General features: G+C 41.0%; 15 protein-coding genes. 12 read left to right on the top strand and 3 right to left on the bottom strand.

Annotated features, from left to right (window positions below; genetic code table 11):
- The first annotated feature begins 13 nt into the window (after positions 1-13).
- The 6 genes from H8S88_RS07240 to H8S88_RS07215 all read left to right on the top strand — a co-directional run bounded on the left by H8S88_RS07240 (position 14) and on the right by H8S88_RS07215 (position 8,042).
- Positions 14-688, top strand: coding sequence for a CPBP family intramembrane glutamic endopeptidase (locus tag H8S88_RS07240; RefSeq protein ID WP_236128215.1), 675 nt, complete (start codon positions 14-16; stop codon positions 686-688).
- Positions 689-876: 188 nt separating this feature from the next.
- Positions 877-2,859 (top strand): peptide ABC transporter substrate-binding protein, encoded by a 1,983-nt coding sequence (locus H8S88_RS07235; protein ID WP_125335739.1) that lies wholly within the window; start codon positions 877-879, stop codon positions 2,857-2,859.
- Positions 2,860-3,142: 283 nt separating this feature from the next.
- Positions 3,143-5,644: a leucine--tRNA ligase gene (leuS, locus tag H8S88_RS07230; protein ID WP_125335741.1), complete on the top strand. Its 2,502-nt coding sequence runs from the start codon at positions 3,143-3,145 to the stop codon at positions 5,642-5,644.
- A gap of 96 nt (positions 5,645-5,740) precedes the next feature.
- Complete coding sequence (locus H8S88_RS07225; protein WP_070674717.1) at positions 5,741-6,196, top strand: MarR family winged helix-turn-helix transcriptional regulator; 456 nt, start codon at positions 5,741-5,743, stop codon at positions 6,194-6,196.
- Positions 6,197-6,254: 58 nt separating this feature from the next.
- Positions 6,255-7,487 carry an acyl-CoA thioesterase/bile acid-CoA:amino acid N-acyltransferase family protein gene (locus tag H8S88_RS07220; RefSeq protein ID WP_185761524.1) on the top strand — a complete coding sequence of 411 codons (1,233 nt, stop codon included), beginning with the start codon at positions 6,255-6,257 and terminating at the stop codon, positions 7,485-7,487.
- Between the two features lie 141 nt (positions 7,488-7,628).
- Positions 7,629-8,042 (top strand): YjdF family protein, encoded by a 414-nt coding sequence (locus H8S88_RS07215; RefSeq protein WP_125335743.1) that lies wholly within the window; start codon positions 7,629-7,631, stop codon positions 8,040-8,042.
- Between the two features lie 54 nt (positions 8,043-8,096).
- Here H8S88_RS07215 and H8S88_RS07210 read toward each other — a convergent pair whose 3' ends face one another.
- The 3 genes from H8S88_RS07210 to H8S88_RS07200 form a co-directional block, all read right to left on the bottom strand.
- Positions 8,097-8,327, bottom strand: coding sequence for a hypothetical protein (locus H8S88_RS07210; RefSeq protein WP_125335745.1), 231 nt, complete (start codon positions 8,325-8,327; stop codon positions 8,097-8,099).
- Positions 8,327-8,410, bottom strand: a complete 84-nt coding sequence (locus tag H8S88_RS07205) for a class IIb bacteriocin, lactobin A/cerein 7B family (protein ID WP_236128226.1) — start codon at positions 8,408-8,410, stop codon at positions 8,327-8,329. Before H8S88_RS07205 ends, H8S88_RS07210 begins: the two co-directional genes overlap by 1 nt.
- Positions 8,411-8,624: 214 nt before the next feature.
- Complete coding sequence (locus tag H8S88_RS07200; RefSeq protein ID WP_125335747.1) at positions 8,625-8,813, bottom strand: class IIb bacteriocin, lactobin A/cerein 7B family; 189 nt, start codon at positions 8,811-8,813, stop codon at positions 8,625-8,627.
- A 167-nt stretch (positions 8,814-8,980) separates the two neighbouring features.
- Here H8S88_RS07200 and H8S88_RS07195 point away from each other — a divergent pair, with 167 nt between their 5' ends.
- The 6 genes from H8S88_RS07195 (at position 8,981) to glmS (ending at position 16,745) form a co-directional block, all read left to right on the top strand.
- Positions 8,981-9,673: a gamma-glutamyl-gamma-aminobutyrate hydrolase family protein gene (locus H8S88_RS07195; RefSeq protein WP_125335749.1), complete on the top strand. Its 693-nt coding sequence runs from the start codon at positions 8,981-8,983 to the stop codon at positions 9,671-9,673.
- Between the two features lie 147 nt (positions 9,674-9,820).
- Positions 9,821-11,206, top strand: coding sequence for a glycoside hydrolase family 1 protein (locus H8S88_RS07190; RefSeq protein WP_185761525.1), 1,386 nt, complete (start codon positions 9,821-9,823; stop codon positions 11,204-11,206).
- Between the two features lie 212 nt (positions 11,207-11,418).
- A complete protein-coding gene (locus tag H8S88_RS07185; protein ID WP_236128214.1) occupies positions 11,419-12,345 on the top strand; it encodes a helix-turn-helix domain-containing protein in 927 nt (308 codons plus the stop codon).
- Positions 12,346-12,809: 464 nt separating this feature from the next.
- On the top strand, positions 12,810-13,739 hold the full coding sequence (locus H8S88_RS07180) for an ABC transporter ATP-binding protein (protein WP_125335753.1): 930 nt from the start codon (positions 12,810-12,812) through the stop codon (positions 13,737-13,739).
- Complete coding sequence (locus tag H8S88_RS07175) at positions 13,732-14,610, top strand: ABC transporter permease (protein WP_236128213.1); 879 nt, start codon at positions 13,732-13,734, stop codon at positions 14,608-14,610. The genes H8S88_RS07180 and H8S88_RS07175 overlap by 8 nt, the downstream gene beginning before the upstream one ends.
- 326 nt (positions 14,611-14,936) lie before the next feature.
- Positions 14,937-16,745 (top strand): glutamine--fructose-6-phosphate transaminase (isomerizing), encoded by a 1,809-nt coding sequence (gene glmS, locus H8S88_RS07170; protein ID WP_125335757.1) that lies wholly within the window; start codon positions 14,937-14,939, stop codon positions 16,743-16,745.
- Positions 16,746-16,848: the final 103 nt, after the last annotated feature.

Here is a 16,848-nt window from a genome sequence, read left to right as displayed (position 1 = left end):
AAAGGTGAATGCAATGAGAAAGACAGACAGACCGTTTCAACTCGCGACACTAGGGATTCTCTGCATCAATTTTGCGCTTTTTAACGTTGGGCTCCCAACGGATTTAGTGGGCCACCTATCGGATGACTCTTATTATGGCTTGCTCCTCTTGTTGATCGGATTGATTGGGGGGTTAGCCGTTACACTCTTGGTAAAGAGTCGTCGTTGGGACTTGTACGGGAAATTTACTTTTAAAGCTTCTTATTTTGCGGTTTTTGTGCTTGTTTTTCTTGCTCACTTTTTATGGGATATGTTTTCTGCTGCGGTATTTCCACCAACTAAGAATTCCATAGCCCTTGTAGAAGTATCTAGTGGTTTGTCAGGCTGGGCCTTGGTATTGATACGTTATGTCTATGCCTGCTTGCTGGCTCCTATCGTGGAGGAACTAGTCTTTCGTGATTTGGTCATGACGGCGTTGGCATCTTATCAGAAGTATAAGCTGGATATGCTGGTGTCTGCTTCCTTGTTCAGCCTCTCGCATGTCTGGCAGCATGGTTGGGATTTGCCAAGCTTTATCGTTTACTTGGTACCGGGCTTGCTATTTTGTGCGGTCCTGCGCTATACCAAATCGATCTACTGGGCCATCCTTCAGCATGCCTCTTGGAATAGCTTCCTTACCCTCTTATCCCTCCTGGTCAGTGGGATTTAAGCAAAGGGAGCTAGTGTCAGGGGCTTTTATTCATCATCAAAAAAGCAGTTCAATACTGCTTTTTTGTATGGAATCAAAACTACTATTTTTCTTAACTTTTGAAATATTATACAGTTAAACGTTTACATTTTTCCACAAAGTGCTATAATTTAATATGAAGAATAACATTTTATACAGAGGTGATCCATATGAAAAAAGGGAAGCTACTCTTAGCCACCGGCGCTCTACTTTTGTCTGTAAGCGCACTGGTAGCCTGCTCACAAGGAGGGAAATCTTCAAGTTCGGGTGAAAAAGTTTTTAGCTATGTTTACACTACTGATCCAGATACATTAGATTATTCTCTGTCCAATAAGCAATCAACTTCAGAATTTACAGGAAATGCTGAAGATGGCTTATTAGAAGTGGATCAGTATGGGAACTTAATTTCATCTCTTGCTAAGGATTGGTCTGTCTCAAAGGATGGTTTGACATACACTTATAAGCTCCGTAAAGGGGTTAAATGGGTAACCGCTGAGGGGGAAGAATTCGGAGAAGTTAAGGCTCAAGACTTTGTGACGGGGCTTCAACATGCTGCGGATAAAAAGTCTCAAGCTCTTTACTTGGTCCAGAAGTCAGTGAAAGGATTGGATGATTATGTATCTGGAAAATCCAAAGATTTCTCTACTGTTGGAGTCAAGGCTATTGATGATTATACCGTTGAGTATACGTTGAGTCAGCCTGAAAGTTTCTGGAATTCTAAAACCACCATGGGCATTTTGATGCCAGTTAATAAAGAATTCTTAGATTCTAAAGGGGATGACTACGGTCAAGGTACTAACCCTTCTAGTATTCTTTATTGTGGCCCATATTTGATTAAATCCATCACATCTAAATCTGTTGTGACCCTTGAAAAAAATCCCTCTTATTGGGATGCTGATAATGTAAAAATTTCTAAGGTCAAGCTAACCTATTATGATGGACAAGATTCAGAATCTTTGATTCGTGGCTTTGATAACGGAGACTTTACGGTTGCCCGTGTCTTTCCGAATGGTTCCAACTATAAGAGTGTAGAGAAGAAACACAAAGATGACATCGTCTTTAGTGACCAAGGATCTTCTACTTATAACTTGTCCTTCAATATTGACCGTCAAGCTTATGAGATTACGACGAAGACGACAGATGCTCAAAAGAGCTCAACCAAGAAAGCAATCTTGAATAAGGACTTCCGTCAAGCAGTCTTGTTTGCATTTAATCGTCAGGCATATGTAGCTCAAGCTAATGGTGAGGCATCTGCCGATAAGGTTATTCGAAATACTTTTGTTCCACCTAGCTTTGTTCAAATTGATGGAAAAGAATTTGGTAACTCGGTAGAAAAATATCTAGGAGAACATGGGGAAGAATGGCAAGGAGTATCTGTTACAGATGGAAAAGATACTCTTTATAATCCAAATAAGGCAAAAGAAGAATTTGCTAAGGCTAAAACAGTACTTCAAAGTCAAGGAGTTGAATTCCCAATTCATTTGGATCTTCCAGTAGCATCAACTTATACTGTAGGCGTTAAACAGGCCCAATCTTTTAAACAATCGATTGAATCAACCCTAGGGTCAGAAAATGTTGTTATCGACCTAAAAATGGTTTCTGAGGATGATCTTCAACGAGTGACCTACTTTGCTGAAAATGCTTCTCAACAAGACTGGGATTTGAACAATAACTTGGGTTGGGGACCAGACTATACCGATCCATCTTCTTACCTAGATATCACAAACTCTAAGACGGGTGAAAATGCCAATGCCTACTTTGGATTTGATGCGGGTACCAATAATGCCGCAGCCAAAGAAGCTGGTTTTGATGAATATGATCAATTGATCGAAGATGCGCACAATGAAACCAAAGATGTCAATGCCCGCTATGAAAAATATGCTAAGGCTCAGGCTTGGTTGACAGATAGTGCCCTCTTGATCCCGATTCATTCAGATGGTGCCTCTCCAGGTGTGCGTAAGACAGTTCCATACTCAGCTGCCTTTGCTTGGACAGGACACAAGGGTCAATCCTTCAACTACAAGTACTTGGAATTACAAGACAAAGTCTTGACAGCCAAAGAGTACGATGAAGCGCGTGAACAATGGAAGAAAGAAAAAGAAGAATCCAATAAGAAAGCTCAAAAAGAACTAGAAAGTCACGTAAAAGACTAGGAATTTAAGAGCAATTGTCTATTGAACAGGGAAGAGAATGGGACAGAAATCGGTAATTCGTTAGAATTCGATTTCGTCGTCCCACCTCCGCACAGTTGAGTAGGGCTGTAAAAGCTGATGAAATCAGCGTAGTAGAGCCCACTCAACCACTGCGTCTTGCTCGATAATCCAAAGACAATTGAGAGGCTAGGACTTTTGTCCCAGCCTCTTTTTGATGGATAGAACCTTTAAAAATCCCTTAAAAATGGTATAATAGGAGCATCACGAAAATTGGAGAGACAGCATGAGTTTTTACAATCATAAAGAAATCGAGCCTAAGTGGCAAAAATACTGGGCTGACCATCACACTTTTAAGACAGGAACAGATGCTTCAAAACCTAAGTTTTATGCATTGGACATGTTCCCTTACCCATCTGGAGCAGGTCTGCACGTAGGACACCCAGAAGGCTACACAGCGACGGATATCCTCAGCCGTTTCAAACGTGCGCAAGGCTACAATGTCCTTCACCCAATGGGATGGGATGCCTTTGGTTTGCCTGCAGAGCAATACGCTATGGATACAGGAAATGACCCAGCGGAATTCACAGCAGAAAACATTGCCAACTTCAAACGCCAAATCAATGCGCTTGGCTTCTCTTACGACTGGGACCGTGAAGTCAATACGACAGATCCAAACTACTACAAGTGGACGCAATGGATCTTCACTAAGCTTTATGAAAAAGGCTTGGCCTATGAAGCGGAAGTGCCTGTAAACTGGGTTGAGGAACTAGGAACAGCTATCGCCAACGAAGAAGTTCTTCCAGATGGAACCTCTGAGCGTGGTGGCTATCCAGTTGTCCGCAAACCAATGCGCCAATGGATGCTCAAAATCACTGCCTATGCGGAGCGCTTGCTGACTGACTTGGATGAGTTGGATTGGCCAGAATCTATCAAGGACATGCAACGCAACTGGATTGGGAAATCAACTGGTGCCAATGTCACCTTCAAAGTAAAAGGAACAGACAAGGAATTCACCGTCTTTACGACTCGTCCAGATACTCTTTTCGGTGCGACCTTCACTGTTTTGGCGCCTGAACATGAACTAGTAGATGCCATCACGACACCTGAACAAGCTGAGGCTGTAGCGGACTACAAGCATCAAGCAAGCCTCAAGTCAGACTTGGCTCGTACAGACCTTGCCAAGGAAAAAACAGGGGTTTGGACGGGTGCTTATGCTATCAACCCTGTTAATGGCAAAGAAATTCCAATCTGGATTGCCGACTACGTTCTGTCTAGCTATGGAACTGGTGCTGTTATGGCTGTACCTGCCCATGATGAGCGTGACTGGGAATTTGCAAAGCAATTTGACCTTCCTATCGTAGAAGTGCTTGAAGGTGGAAACGTAGCAGAAGCTGCTTACACAGAAGATGGACTTCACGTCAACTCTGACTTCTTGAACGGTCTCAACAAAGAAGAAGCGATTGCTAAAATCGTGGCTTGGTTGGAAGAAAAAGGCTGCGGTCAAGAAAAGGTCACTTACCGTCTTCGTGACTGGCTCTTTAGCCGTCAACGTTACTGGGGTGAACCAATCCCAATTATTCATTGGGAAGATGGAACTTCAACAACTGTTCCTGAAAGTGAACTCCCACTTGTCTTGCCAGTAACCAAGGACATCCGCCCTTCAGGTACTGGTGAAAGCCCATTGGCTAACTTGACAGACTGGCTTGAAGTGACTCGTGAGGATGGTATCAAAGGTCGTCGTGAGACGAATACGATGCCACAATGGGCAGGTTCAAGCTGGTACTACCTCCGCTATATCGATCCACACAACACTGAGAAATTGGCTGACGAGGATCTCCTCAAACAATGGTTGCCAGTCGATATCTACGTGGGTGGGGCAGAACACGCCGTGCTCCACTTGCTTTACGCTCGTTTCTGGCACAAATTCCTCTATGATATCGGTGTTGTTCCAACCAAAGAGCCATTCCAAAAACTCTTTAACCAAGGTATGATTTTGGGAACTAGCTACCGTGACCACCGTGGTGCACTTGTGGCGACTGACAAGGTTGAAAAACGTGATGGTTCCTTCTTCCATGTGGAAACAGGAGAAGAGTTGGAGCAAGCACCAGCTAAGATGTCTAAATCCCTCAAGAACGTGGTTAACCCAGACGATGTGGTGGAACAATACGGTGCGGATACCCTTCGTGTCTATGAAATGTTCATGGGACCACTCGATGCTTCCATCGCTTGGTCTGAAGAAGGTCTGGAAGGAAGCCGTAAATTCCTTGACCGTGTGTACCGTTTGATCACAAGTAAAGAAATCGTTGCGGAAAACAATGGTGCTCTAGACAAGGTTTATAACGAAACCGTTAAAGCTGTCACAGAGCAAATCGAGTCTATGAAATTCAACACAGCCATTGCCCAACTCATGGTCTTTGTCAATGCGGCGAACAAGGAAGAAAAACTCTATGTGGATTACGCTAAAGGCTTTATCCAATTGATCGCCCCATTTGCCCCTCACTTGGCAGAAGAACTCTGGCAAACAGTCGCAGCAACAGGTGAGTCTATCTCTTACGTAGCTTGGCCAACATGGGACGAAAGCAAATTGGTTGAAGACGAAATCGAAATCGTCGTCCAAATCAAAGGAAAAGTCCGTGCTAAACTCATGGTTGCGAAAGATCTGTCACGCGAAGAATTGCAAGAAGTCGCTCTGGCTGACGAAAAAGTTAAGGCCGAGATCGATGGCAAGGAAGTCGTAAAAGTGATTAGTGTACCTAACAAGCTTGTAAATATTGTTGTGAAATAAAAATGAATCCTTCAGAGTTCAGCTCTGGAGGATTTTTGACTCTTCTTGACAAGAAATTGGTATTTTGTTAATATAGTTAACAAAAAGAAGGAAACCATGAATAAGAAAGAACTGCATAAGTTTAATAATCGTTTTAACAGCTTTGCTTTAGCTTTTGAACAGTTGAAAAAAGCTCAGCATAGGAACAGTATTGATAAATCAATCACTATTAATGAAGTCCATTTGATCGACCTGATAGGCCGCAATCAGCCTGTGAATCTAGTGAAATTATCTGAGTTACTTGAAGTGTCTAGGAGTGCCATTACTCAGAGTGTTAGACGTTTAACCAAGAAAGACCTCGTTGCTTTTGAATTTGCACCGGATAATGAAAAAAATAAATATCTGATATTATCCAAAAAAGGGGTTGAAGTTTTTAACATTCATAAAGAGCAGCAAGAACATATTGAGACAGCCATTTTTTCAGTTTTAAAAAACTATAATGAGGAGGATCTTCAAATGATTATGAAATTGATGGATGATGTTGAACAGGTTTGGCAAGAATTACCGTGGTAAAAATCACGGTAATTTTATAACTACATTGTTAATCACATTAACAAAAAAAGAGGAAGATATGAATATACAAATTGAACTGATTTCAGAGTCTGAGTTAGCAGACGAATCTTTTAATATTGTCATCAATGGCTTAAAACCAAGAGAAACATATCGAGTCGAAATGTTTCTATCTGATTATTATTGTATCAATGCTCCCATGCTTTTAGCTCATGATGTTTTATGGAGATCAACAGGGACTTTTGTATCAGATAAGAATGGTATTATTGATATTTCACAAACTCCATCTTGTTCTGGCTCTTATGAAGGCATTTCAACAATGGGACTATTTTTTAATGCCAAGCCCTTGACCAATCAGAGAAAGAAACTTCCAAACTCTCTTTCTGAAATTCCCATATTAGATCATTTTTTTGTGGATATCAAAATTATGCAAGGAAATACTGTCATTGCAGAGAGAACTTTCACAAGACATTACATGAGTTCGCAAATTAGTCATCAAGATATTTACGGGGAACATTTTCAAGGGAGACTTTTTTATGATCAAAAGGCAATAAAAACACCAGCATTGATTATTGTGAGCGGCAGTGAAGGAAGGATTGAAAAGGCACAGAATATAGCTCAGCTTCTATCTTCTAGAGGTTATATTTGCCTAGCAGTTGCCTACTTTGGTTTAGAGGGGTTGCCAAAATATTTGGAACGTATTCCTTTAGAGTGCCTTGTGGAAGCAAAGGATTATCTACGTCAGCATCCTCAAGTAGATAGTGAAAGAATTGGAATCTATGGACGGTCTAAGGGAGCAGAATTAGTTTTAGCTGAGGAGAGCCTTTTTAATGACGTTCAATGTTTGGTACTAAATTCACCCTCTGATGTGGTATATGAAGGGATAAAAGGGAAAAGGAACTCTCACACTTCTTCTTGGACAAATTTGAAAAAAGAACTTCCCTATCAAAAGTTTCGACTTGGAGATTATCTGTTCAGCAAACTTTTTAGAAAAAGCTTCCCTAAAGATCGTTCTGCTAAGATAGATATCGGTCAAATGCATTCACCAATCTTATTGCTCGGAAGTACTGTTGATGAAATATGGGATGCCTCGTCAGCAATTGATGATATTGTCTCAGATTATAAAGGACGCCACATTACATTTAAAAAATATCATGAAACAGGTCACATGTTGACAGTGGCTTATCAACCAAATCACCGTTATCGAAAAGATTGGCGTTTATTGATGAGAGAGAGTAAGGATTCTTGGCTAGCTACGATTCATTTTTTTGATAGGCATTTGAAGAAGAAATAAAAATAGATTATAAATATGCTATAATAGTTCCAACTAAGATAAAAACACAGTTCTGGTTGGTAGTCCAGACGTAGGCAAGCCTATCAGTAACCTTCCTCCTTGGTTGTCCATTCTTAGGAATAGATTTAAGGAGGTGCTGTCGTGGAAACAATTTCAATTGGATTGACAGTTTATTTTGAAGATGGATTTTGGCATGGTTTGTTCGAACAAGTGTATCGAGAAACTTATCAAGTTTGTCGTGTGACATTTGGTAAGGAGCCAAAATATGATGAAATTCTAGAGATTTTACAGACTCAGTTTACTCAATTATCTTTTAGTCCAGAAACTACAGTTAAGCAACATGTAAAAATCAAGAATCCTAAACGATTACAGCGAATGGTGAGGAAACAAGTAAAACAAAAAGTTTCTTCCAAGTCGAAAGAACTATTGCAGTTGCAGTATGAGGAAAGGAAAAAGATTTCAAAACATCAATCTAGTGTCCAAAAGCAATTGCTCAAACAAGAGAAATTTGAACGCAAACAGCAAAAACGAAGAGACAAGCATAAAGGACATTAACCCTTATCTCTTTCATCAAAAAAGCTTCGGTAGGAAGAACCCTACCGAGGCTTTTTAACATGACGAAAACGATTGTTGAATATCTGGATGATGTTCCCAATCCGCTCGATCGTAGCTTCCAGTAATGGTGTGCTCTTCAGAAAAGAGCAGAACTCGTTCCACAATGGGAGCGATTTGCTCGAAATGGTGGGAGGAAATGACAATCGTTTTTCCTGCTGTTTTGAGTTCTTGGAGCAAGGAGACAATCAGCTTCTGGTATTTGGGGGAGAGGCCGTTAAGGCTCATCAAATAGCAACGATTTCAGCTGGACCAACACCGCCCTGGATGTTTTCTAATTCTTCAGTTGTTAAAAGTTGTAAATTGTTCATTGCTTTTCTCCTTTCTGATTTCCCGATATGCAATGATGAGGATCCACATAACAAGAATCCCAGAAAGTAAGTCACTCACTCCGTAAGTTTCAAAAGGGAGTGTGAGATAGTGAAGGTCGTGTAAGATTTGTAGAACTGCTAAAAAGATTCTAGAAAAAAGTAAAGTAGATACCGTGATGATATGGAATATGCGTCTTTTTTTCATCGTTCTTACCTATGGACGGTTAGCTAGATATCCTAGGCCTGCTCCTGCAGCAAAAACGAGTCCTACACTACCGACAGCAGCTGCAGCAATTTTCCATGTAGCTACCCCTGCAATGACAGCTGGGATAAATCCACCTTGAATAGTGGCTAGTTCGTGATCTGATAGGATGTCATCAGAATGAATAGAAATTGTGTTCATCTATCTTCTCCTTTCTTTGAAGAAAATTTCTTCTTCATCTATACTATTCGTAAAAATTCTAGAAAACTTCTCCTTATTTGAAAAATCATGAAAAAAGTTGAAAGTCACCTTCAGAGTGTGATAAAATAAGGAACTATATTAGCTATGAAGAGATTGGAGAATGAGCGATGAAGAAACCAGTGATTGGGATAACGGGCAACCAACGCCCTTTTCGTGAAGAGGAAGGAATGTACCTCAGTTACACACCGACAGGCTTTGTCCAGGGGGTTCAAGAAGCGGGGGGCATCCCTCTGATCCTTCCGATTGGAGACCCTGCATCGGCTGGGCACTATATTTCCTTGATTGATAAGTTGATTCTCACAGGTGGTCAGCATGTCTCTCCTCAGTTTTATGGAGAGAAGAAAGAGATTGTCAGTGATGATTACTTGCTCGAGCGCGACCTTTTCGAGTTGGCCTTGATCAAGGAAGCGGTAGCTGCTAAGAAGCCTATCTTTACGGTTTGCCGAGGCATGCAACTCTACAATGTAGCTATGGGCGGGACACTTTACCAAGATATCGACCACCACTGGCAAGAAAATCCTGCCAGCGAAGCTAGTCATACGATCGAAACTGTTGAAGGGACCGTTTTGCGGGACTTATTCGGGGAAGTTGGTCAGATCAATTCCTACCACCATCAGAGTATCAAGGATTTAGCCCCTCATCTAGAAGTGGTTGCTCTTAGCCCTGAAGATCAGATCATCGAAGCGGTGCAATCATCCCACGGGACAGCCTTTCTCGGGGTTCAGTGGCATCCGGAACTGCGTTATCAGATAAGTGAAGGAGACAAGGCTCTCTTTGACTATGTCGTCAATCAACTATAATGGAAACAAAACACGTTAGAAATCGGGTCTTCTGATCGCTAGCGTGTTTTTTTCTATAATCTGCGTAAAAATGACTGAAAATAGTCTCTAGGAAGAGGGCTGAAAGGGAGTATAATAGAGAGGAAGACAATGAGAGAGGATAAACACATGATCAACTTTCCACAAGATTTTTTATGGGGGACTTCGACATCTGGTCCACAGACAGAAGGGCGCTTTGCTGGAGATGGCAAGGGAGACAACCTCTGGGACTACTGGTACCAGGTAGAGCCTCATCGCTTTCGCTTCCAAGAAGGACCCGGCTTAACGTCGACCTTTTATGAAAATTGGGAGGAAGATATTGAGCTTCTAGTCGAGACCGGGCATACTGCCTTTCGGACTTCTATCCAATGGTCTCGGATTTTCCCTGAGGGTCGTGGAGAAGCCAATCCAGCAGGAGTAGCTTTTTACCGCCAAGTATTTGAACGCATTAAGGAAAAAGGCATTCACTTGATGGTCAATCTCTATCACTTTGACCTTCCTTTTGCCTTGCAAGAACAGGGAGATGGCTGGGAGAACAAGGAGACGGTCTACGCCTATCGCGATTACGCTCGTTTCTGCTTTGAAACCTATGGGGACTTAGTCGATCAGTGGATCACCTTTAATGAACCCATTGTTCCTGTAGAGTTTGGCTATTTTTATGATGCCCATTACCCACATAAGGTGGATGCCGCTGCAGCCGTCAAAGTCGCCTACCACACCCAGTTGGCAAGTAGCCTTGCGGTTCAGGTCTGCCATGAGGTGGATCCAAGTTACCGAATCGGAGTAGTCTTGAACTTGACGCCAGCCTATCCTCGGAGTCAACATCCAGCAGATGTCAAGGCGGCACGGATCGCTGAACTCTTCCAAGCCAAGTCTTTTCTCGATCCGTCTGTGCTTGGGACTTACCCACCAGAGTTGGTAGAGATTTTGCGGGAACGTGCTCTCTTGCCAGAGGTAGACCCAAGTGACTTAGAGCTGATAAAAAAACATACAGTTGACTTCTTAGGAGTCAACTATTACCAACCCATGCGGGTATCTGCGCCTCGATATGCGCCAAATCCAGAGTCTCCGATGTTGGTCGAACAGTTCTACGAACCCTATGTCATGCCAGGAAGAAAGATCAATCCACATAGAGGCTGGGAAATCTATGTGCAGGGCTTGTATGATATTGCTCAAAATATCAAGGAAAATTACGGCAACATCGAGTGGCTCCTAACAGAGAATGGAATGGGAGTTGAAGGGGAAGAAAAATTCCGCCAAAACGGGGAAATCCAAGATGACTACCGGATTGACTTCGTCAAAGACCACCTACGTGAGTTGCATCGGGCTATTCAAGAAGGGGCCAACTGTAAGGGTTACCTCATGTGGACCTTTATTGACTGCTGGTCTTGGCTCAACGGCTATAAAAACCGCTACGGTCTTGTCGAATTAGACTTAGCCACTCAGGAAAGACGCCTGAAAAAATCAGGCCATTGGTTCCGTGAGTTGAGCCAGCAGAATGGATTTGAAGAGTAAGTTTTTGAGGATTCTGATATCTAAGTAGGATAGAACCCGTTCATTTCAGTAGTTGACTGACTGGTTTTATTTTCGGAAGTGTGGAACTCCATCAGATGCAGATGTTTCTGACGGCATTCTTCATTTCCGATTTTTCATTTAGTGCTGGAAAAGGTTCAAAACCCTTCAACTTCAATATGTGCTATAATGAAATCAGAAGAAAAGGAGCTTGTATGATGGATTTTAAAACAGAACTAGGACAAAAAGTACAAACTCTACGTGAAAGTAAGGGATTAAGTAGACAAGCAATCTGTGGTATTGAGGACCTATTAACGACGCGCCAACTCCAGCGAATTGAAAAGGGTCAGTCTTTGCCAACGATTGCAACAGCGAAGTATATTGCTGATCAACTAGGTGTTTCCCTAGATACGTTAACGAATCAAACTAGTTTAGAATTGCCTGCAGAATATCTGAATTTGAAGTATCAACTACGGACTTTATATCATTATGGAGATCAAGATCGTCTTCATCGGCATGAAGAAATTATTGAGGATATTTACGAGAACTATTTTGATAATCTGCCAGAGGAAGAAAAACTGTCTGTCCAGGTCGCCCAAGCCACGGTTGATATGATTGGATCCAAAAATCCTTCTTTTGATCAAGGTTTATTAGATGAGTATCTAGAGCAAGCCATGAAGAAAAAAGAGTTAAGTCTCAACGATGTGGAGATTATCAAATTGCGCTTGCTTTCTTTGGCTTTGGGGGCCTTTGATCAAGATGAATTTATACACTTAGTAGAGAAAATCCTACTTGCGATAGATTATTTCCCCTTATCAGAATTGGAAATGCTACAAAACACTCTTATCTCAGCTGCAGGCGTGTTAGCCCATTATGGGATATACGAGAGGTTGCCAGACATTGTTAAAGCTTTAAATGATATTATGACAAAGAGACATGATTTTCAGGATAATATTTTTGTTTATGCATTAAATTGGAAAGTTGCTTTATTTATAGAGGATGACTTAGAAAAAGCAAAAGATGATTATCAAAAAGTATGCTTAATGGCTGACTTATTATCTGAGGATCTAGTGAAGAGAAACATGCAAGAAGAATGGAAAGAGGACCTTGCAAAAAAAGGTCTAAACTACACTGAGGTATAGAGGAGCATTTTTCCTTTCGTCTGTTGTTCTTGAAAAATATAAAATAAACATTGAACACCTGTGAAGATTCACAGGTGTTTCAGATTGAAGATAAAGTCTTCTGAAAAACTTTCCTTAGGTGAGTACGGACGTCAGCGAACTTTTTCAAAGTTCCATGACTAATTATTGAGCCTAAGGTCTCAATAATTCCGAATGCCTGAAACAATTACGTTTCAGGCATTTTTCTCACAGCGGAAAGTTTTTGATCTTCTTAAATAACTAAAAAATAAAAGTCATTTTTTGATAATCATCTAACTGTTTTATGTAAAACAATAGTTTGTCTCCATTCTCGAACATCTGTGAAGTTTCACAGGTTTTTTGGTGAAAATGATGGCTATACTGGACATGAATGTCCTCACGTTAGAGGATAGAAATTGGATATACTGAGAGTACAAGGAAAGAAAAAAGGATATTGGTGTCAGAAAATGGAAATTAGATTACACAATGTAAAGAAAAGCTATGGTTCCTTTGAGGCTTTGAAAGGAATTGATTTAGTTCTTGAGGAAGGTAAATTTTATGGACTTCTTGGACCGAATGGGGCTGGAAAAACAACGCTTTTTAATTTGTTGATTCAGAATTTCAAGCCAAGTTCAGGAGAGATTTTTTGGGAACTAGATGGAAAATCATTGTCAACGAAAGATTTTTATCGACATATCGGTATTGTATTTCAAAGCAATCGTCTAGATGATAACTTAACGGTAGAGGAAAATTTGATTTCTCGGGGGGCCTTGTACGGTTTATCAAAATCACAAGTACAAACGCGTATTAGAGATTTGCAATCCTATTTGGATGTAGCTACTCTTAAAAAGAAAAGCTATGGCAGCTTATCAGGAGGACAAAAACGAAAAGTAGATATTGCCCGAGCGTTATTGCCACAACCGTCTTTGCTCTTGTTAGATGAGCCAACAACTGGTTTAGATCCACAGTCTCGTCATGATTTATGGGAAGCGATTCATCAGTTGAATAAGAAAGATAATATGACAGTCGTTCTAATTACACACTATTTAGAAGAGATGGCTGCTTGTGATGTCTTAAATGTCTTAATTGAAGGGAACTTGTACTATTCAGGAGATATTGCCAATTTTATTAAACAGCATTCAACCACTAACCTGAATCTTACGTTAAAACCTGGTAAACCAGTCAATTCGTTATCTGTCTCTAAGTTTGCTAATAAGTGTCAGATCCTTTCGGAGGCAGAAGTCGTATGTAAGGATGTTTCCGTTGAAGAGATGATGGAAATTATTGCAGAAAATCAAGGAAAATCAATTATTGAAACATTTAATGTAGAATATTCAAATTTAGAAGCAGCTTATTTGAACTTACTAAGATCTAAAGGAGGAGAAGGGAATGCTTGAATTAATCTCTAGAAATCGGAAAGTCTATACAAGAGATCGCTTAGCTTTCTTTATGTCCTTCTTATCGGTCATCATCTTGATCTTGGTTTATCAAGTCTTTTTAGGACAAATTCAGATTGATGCCATCAAGGAGGCTTTGAATAGTGATACCGCCTCTACGGACACCATCCAGATGGTCAATTATTGGTTAATCTCAGGTTTAACGACCATTATTTCAATGACCAGTACTCTTGGTGCATTTGGAGTGATGGTTTCGGATAGAGAAAAGAAATTGAGTGAGGACTTTAAAGTCAGTCCAGTTTCTAACTTTAAAATTGAACTATCGTATGCGGTCTTTGCGATTTTATTTGGGATTATTATGACCATGTTCTCTTGTATCTTTGCAATTGGTATGTTTAATGGTTTTAGTGCTCTTCTTGACTATTCTATGATGGACTACTTATCTATTTTAGGAGTTGTCACAATGGGAACGATGTTATCTGCAACTATTATTCTGCCAATCCTAGCTTTTATTCGAACCAGTTCAGCATTTACAACTTTGAGTACAATAGTTGGAACTTTTATCGGATTCATTTCAGGTGTTTATCTTTCTATTGGTTCTGTAGGAGGAAGCTTGCAACAGGTCATGACCTGGTTCCCTCTTACACAGGTAAATGCGCTCTTGAAACAGATTTTAATGAAAGATGCAATCAATAAAGTCTTTGATAAAGCGCCAACTTCAATAGTAACTAATTACAAAGAGTCTTATGGAGTCATCTTGAAGAATGCGAGTGGGGAACATCTATCGAGTCAGTCCATGTTTGCCTATATTTTCATTATTATAGTTGTTTTGCTGGGAGTTGATTTGATGATTAAAAAGATCAAAAAATGAAGTGAAACTTATACAATTACTCGATAGGCATTTAGATCAGTTGGCATCAATGACGATCTAAAAATAAGCCAATCATCCTAACCTATCACTAAAAAAGTTGGTAGGTTTTTCTTAATCCTTTCTTAACTAGACCAATTTTTGATATTTTGAAGGTTGACAAACAGAAAAAAGCATTGTATACTGACTCCGCTGATAATTTTTCTATCGAATCAGACTAGACCAATTTTATAAATTGGCTAAGAAAATAAGGGAACTCAAGTACGGATACCTATTTTCTTTCATTTTTATAGAAGGAGAAAGCACAGCTTGTCTGTGTCGTATATACTATGTGTGGAATTGTTGGTGTTGTTGGAAATACAAATGCAACGGATATTTTGATTCAAGGGCTTGAAAAGCTCGAATACCGTGGTTATGATTCTGCGGGGATTTTTGTCCTAGGTGGTGCTGAGAACCATTTGGTGAAAGCGGTTGGTCGTATTGCGGAATTGTCTGCTAAAACGGCTGGTGTTGAGGGAACAACTGGTATCGGACATACTCGTTGGGCCACTCACGGGAAACCAACGGAGGACAATGCTCACCCACACCGCTCTGAGACAGGACGTTTTGTCTTGGTGCACAATGGTGTGATTGAAAACTATCTCGAAATCAAAGAAGAATACCTGGCAGGTCACCACTTCAAGGGACAAACAGATACAGAAATCGCTGTTCACTTGATTGGTAAATTTGCGGAAGAAGACGGCTTGTCAGTACTTGAAGCCTTCAAAAAATCCCTTCACATCATCCGTGGATCTTATGCCTTTGCCTTGATTGACTCTGAAAATCCAGATGTCATCTATGTAGCTAAGAACAAATCACCACTTTTGATTGGTCTTGGTGATGGCTACAACATGGTCTGCTCAGATGCTATGGCCATGATTCGTGAGACCAACCAATATATGGAAATCCATGACCAAGAGTTGGTAATTGTGAAAGCTGATAGCGTTGAAGTGCAAGACTACGATGGCAACAGCCGTGAGCGTGCTAGCTATACTGCTGAGCTTGACTTGTCTGATATCGGAAAGGGAACTTATCCTTACTACATGCTCAAGGAAATCGATGAGCAACCAACGGTGATGCGTAAGCTGATCCAAGCCTACACAGATGAAGCTGGTCAAGTAGTCCTAGACTCAGCTATCATCAAGGCTGTTCAAGACGCAGACCGCATCTACATTCTTGCAGCTGGAACCTCTTACCATGCTGGATTTGCTTCTAAGAAGATGTTGGAAGAATTGACGGATACACCAGTTGAACTGGGCATCTCCTCTGAGTGGGGTTATGGGATGCCACTTCTCAGCCAGAAACCACTCTTCATCTTTATCAGTCAATCTGGTGAAACAGCTGACAGCCGTCAGGTTTTGGTTAAGGCCAATGAAATGGGAATCCCAAGCTTGACAGTGACAAACGTGCCAGGATCAACCCTTTCACGTGAAGCCAACCATACTATGTTGCTTCATGCAGGTCCTGAAATTGCTGTAGCTTCAACCAAAGCTTATACTGCGCAAATCGCAGCCCTTGCCTTCCTTGCAAAAGCAGTCGGTGAAGCAAATGGCAATGAAAAAACCAAGGCTTTTGACTTGGTTCATGAATTGTCTATCGTAGCTCAGTCTATCGAATCAACCCTTTCAGAGAAAGAACTGATTGAAAATAAGGTTCGTGATCTTCTTGAAACAACACGCAACGCCTTTTATATCGGACGTGGTCAAGATTACTATGTAGCCATGGAAGCCAGTCTCAAGCTCAAAGAGATTTCTTACATCCAATGTGAAGGTTTTGCGGCTGGAGAGCTCAAGCACGGAACCATTGCCTTGATTGAGGATGGAACACCTGTTTTGGCCCTCTTGTCTGACCCAATTCTTGCCAACCACACTCGCGGAAATATCCAAGAAGTGGCAGCGCGTGGAGCTAAGGTCCTTACTATCGCTGAGGAAAATGTTGCCAAAGAGACAGACGATATCGTCCTTACAACGGTCCACCCTTACCTCTCACCAATCTCAATGGTGGTACCAACCCAATTGATCGCTTACTTTGCAACTCTCCACCGTGGACTTGATGTAGACAAACCACGGAACCTTGCTAAGTCCGTAACAGTAGAATAAAAATGAAAAGAAGATAGGATCAAGTCCTAGCTTCTTTTTCTTTTATCAGAGGCTGGGTTAAAAAACAGTGAGTTAGAAAACCCATGAAAGCAGGAGCTCCATG

It is taken from the genome of Streptococcus sp. GS001 (assembly GCF_021595565.1).
In the GTDB taxonomy this organism is placed as follows: domain Bacteria; phylum Bacillota; class Bacilli; order Lactobacillales; family Streptococcaceae; genus Streptococcus; species Streptococcus xiaochunlingii.
This window is presented reverse-complemented; position numbering and strand designations above follow the sequence as displayed.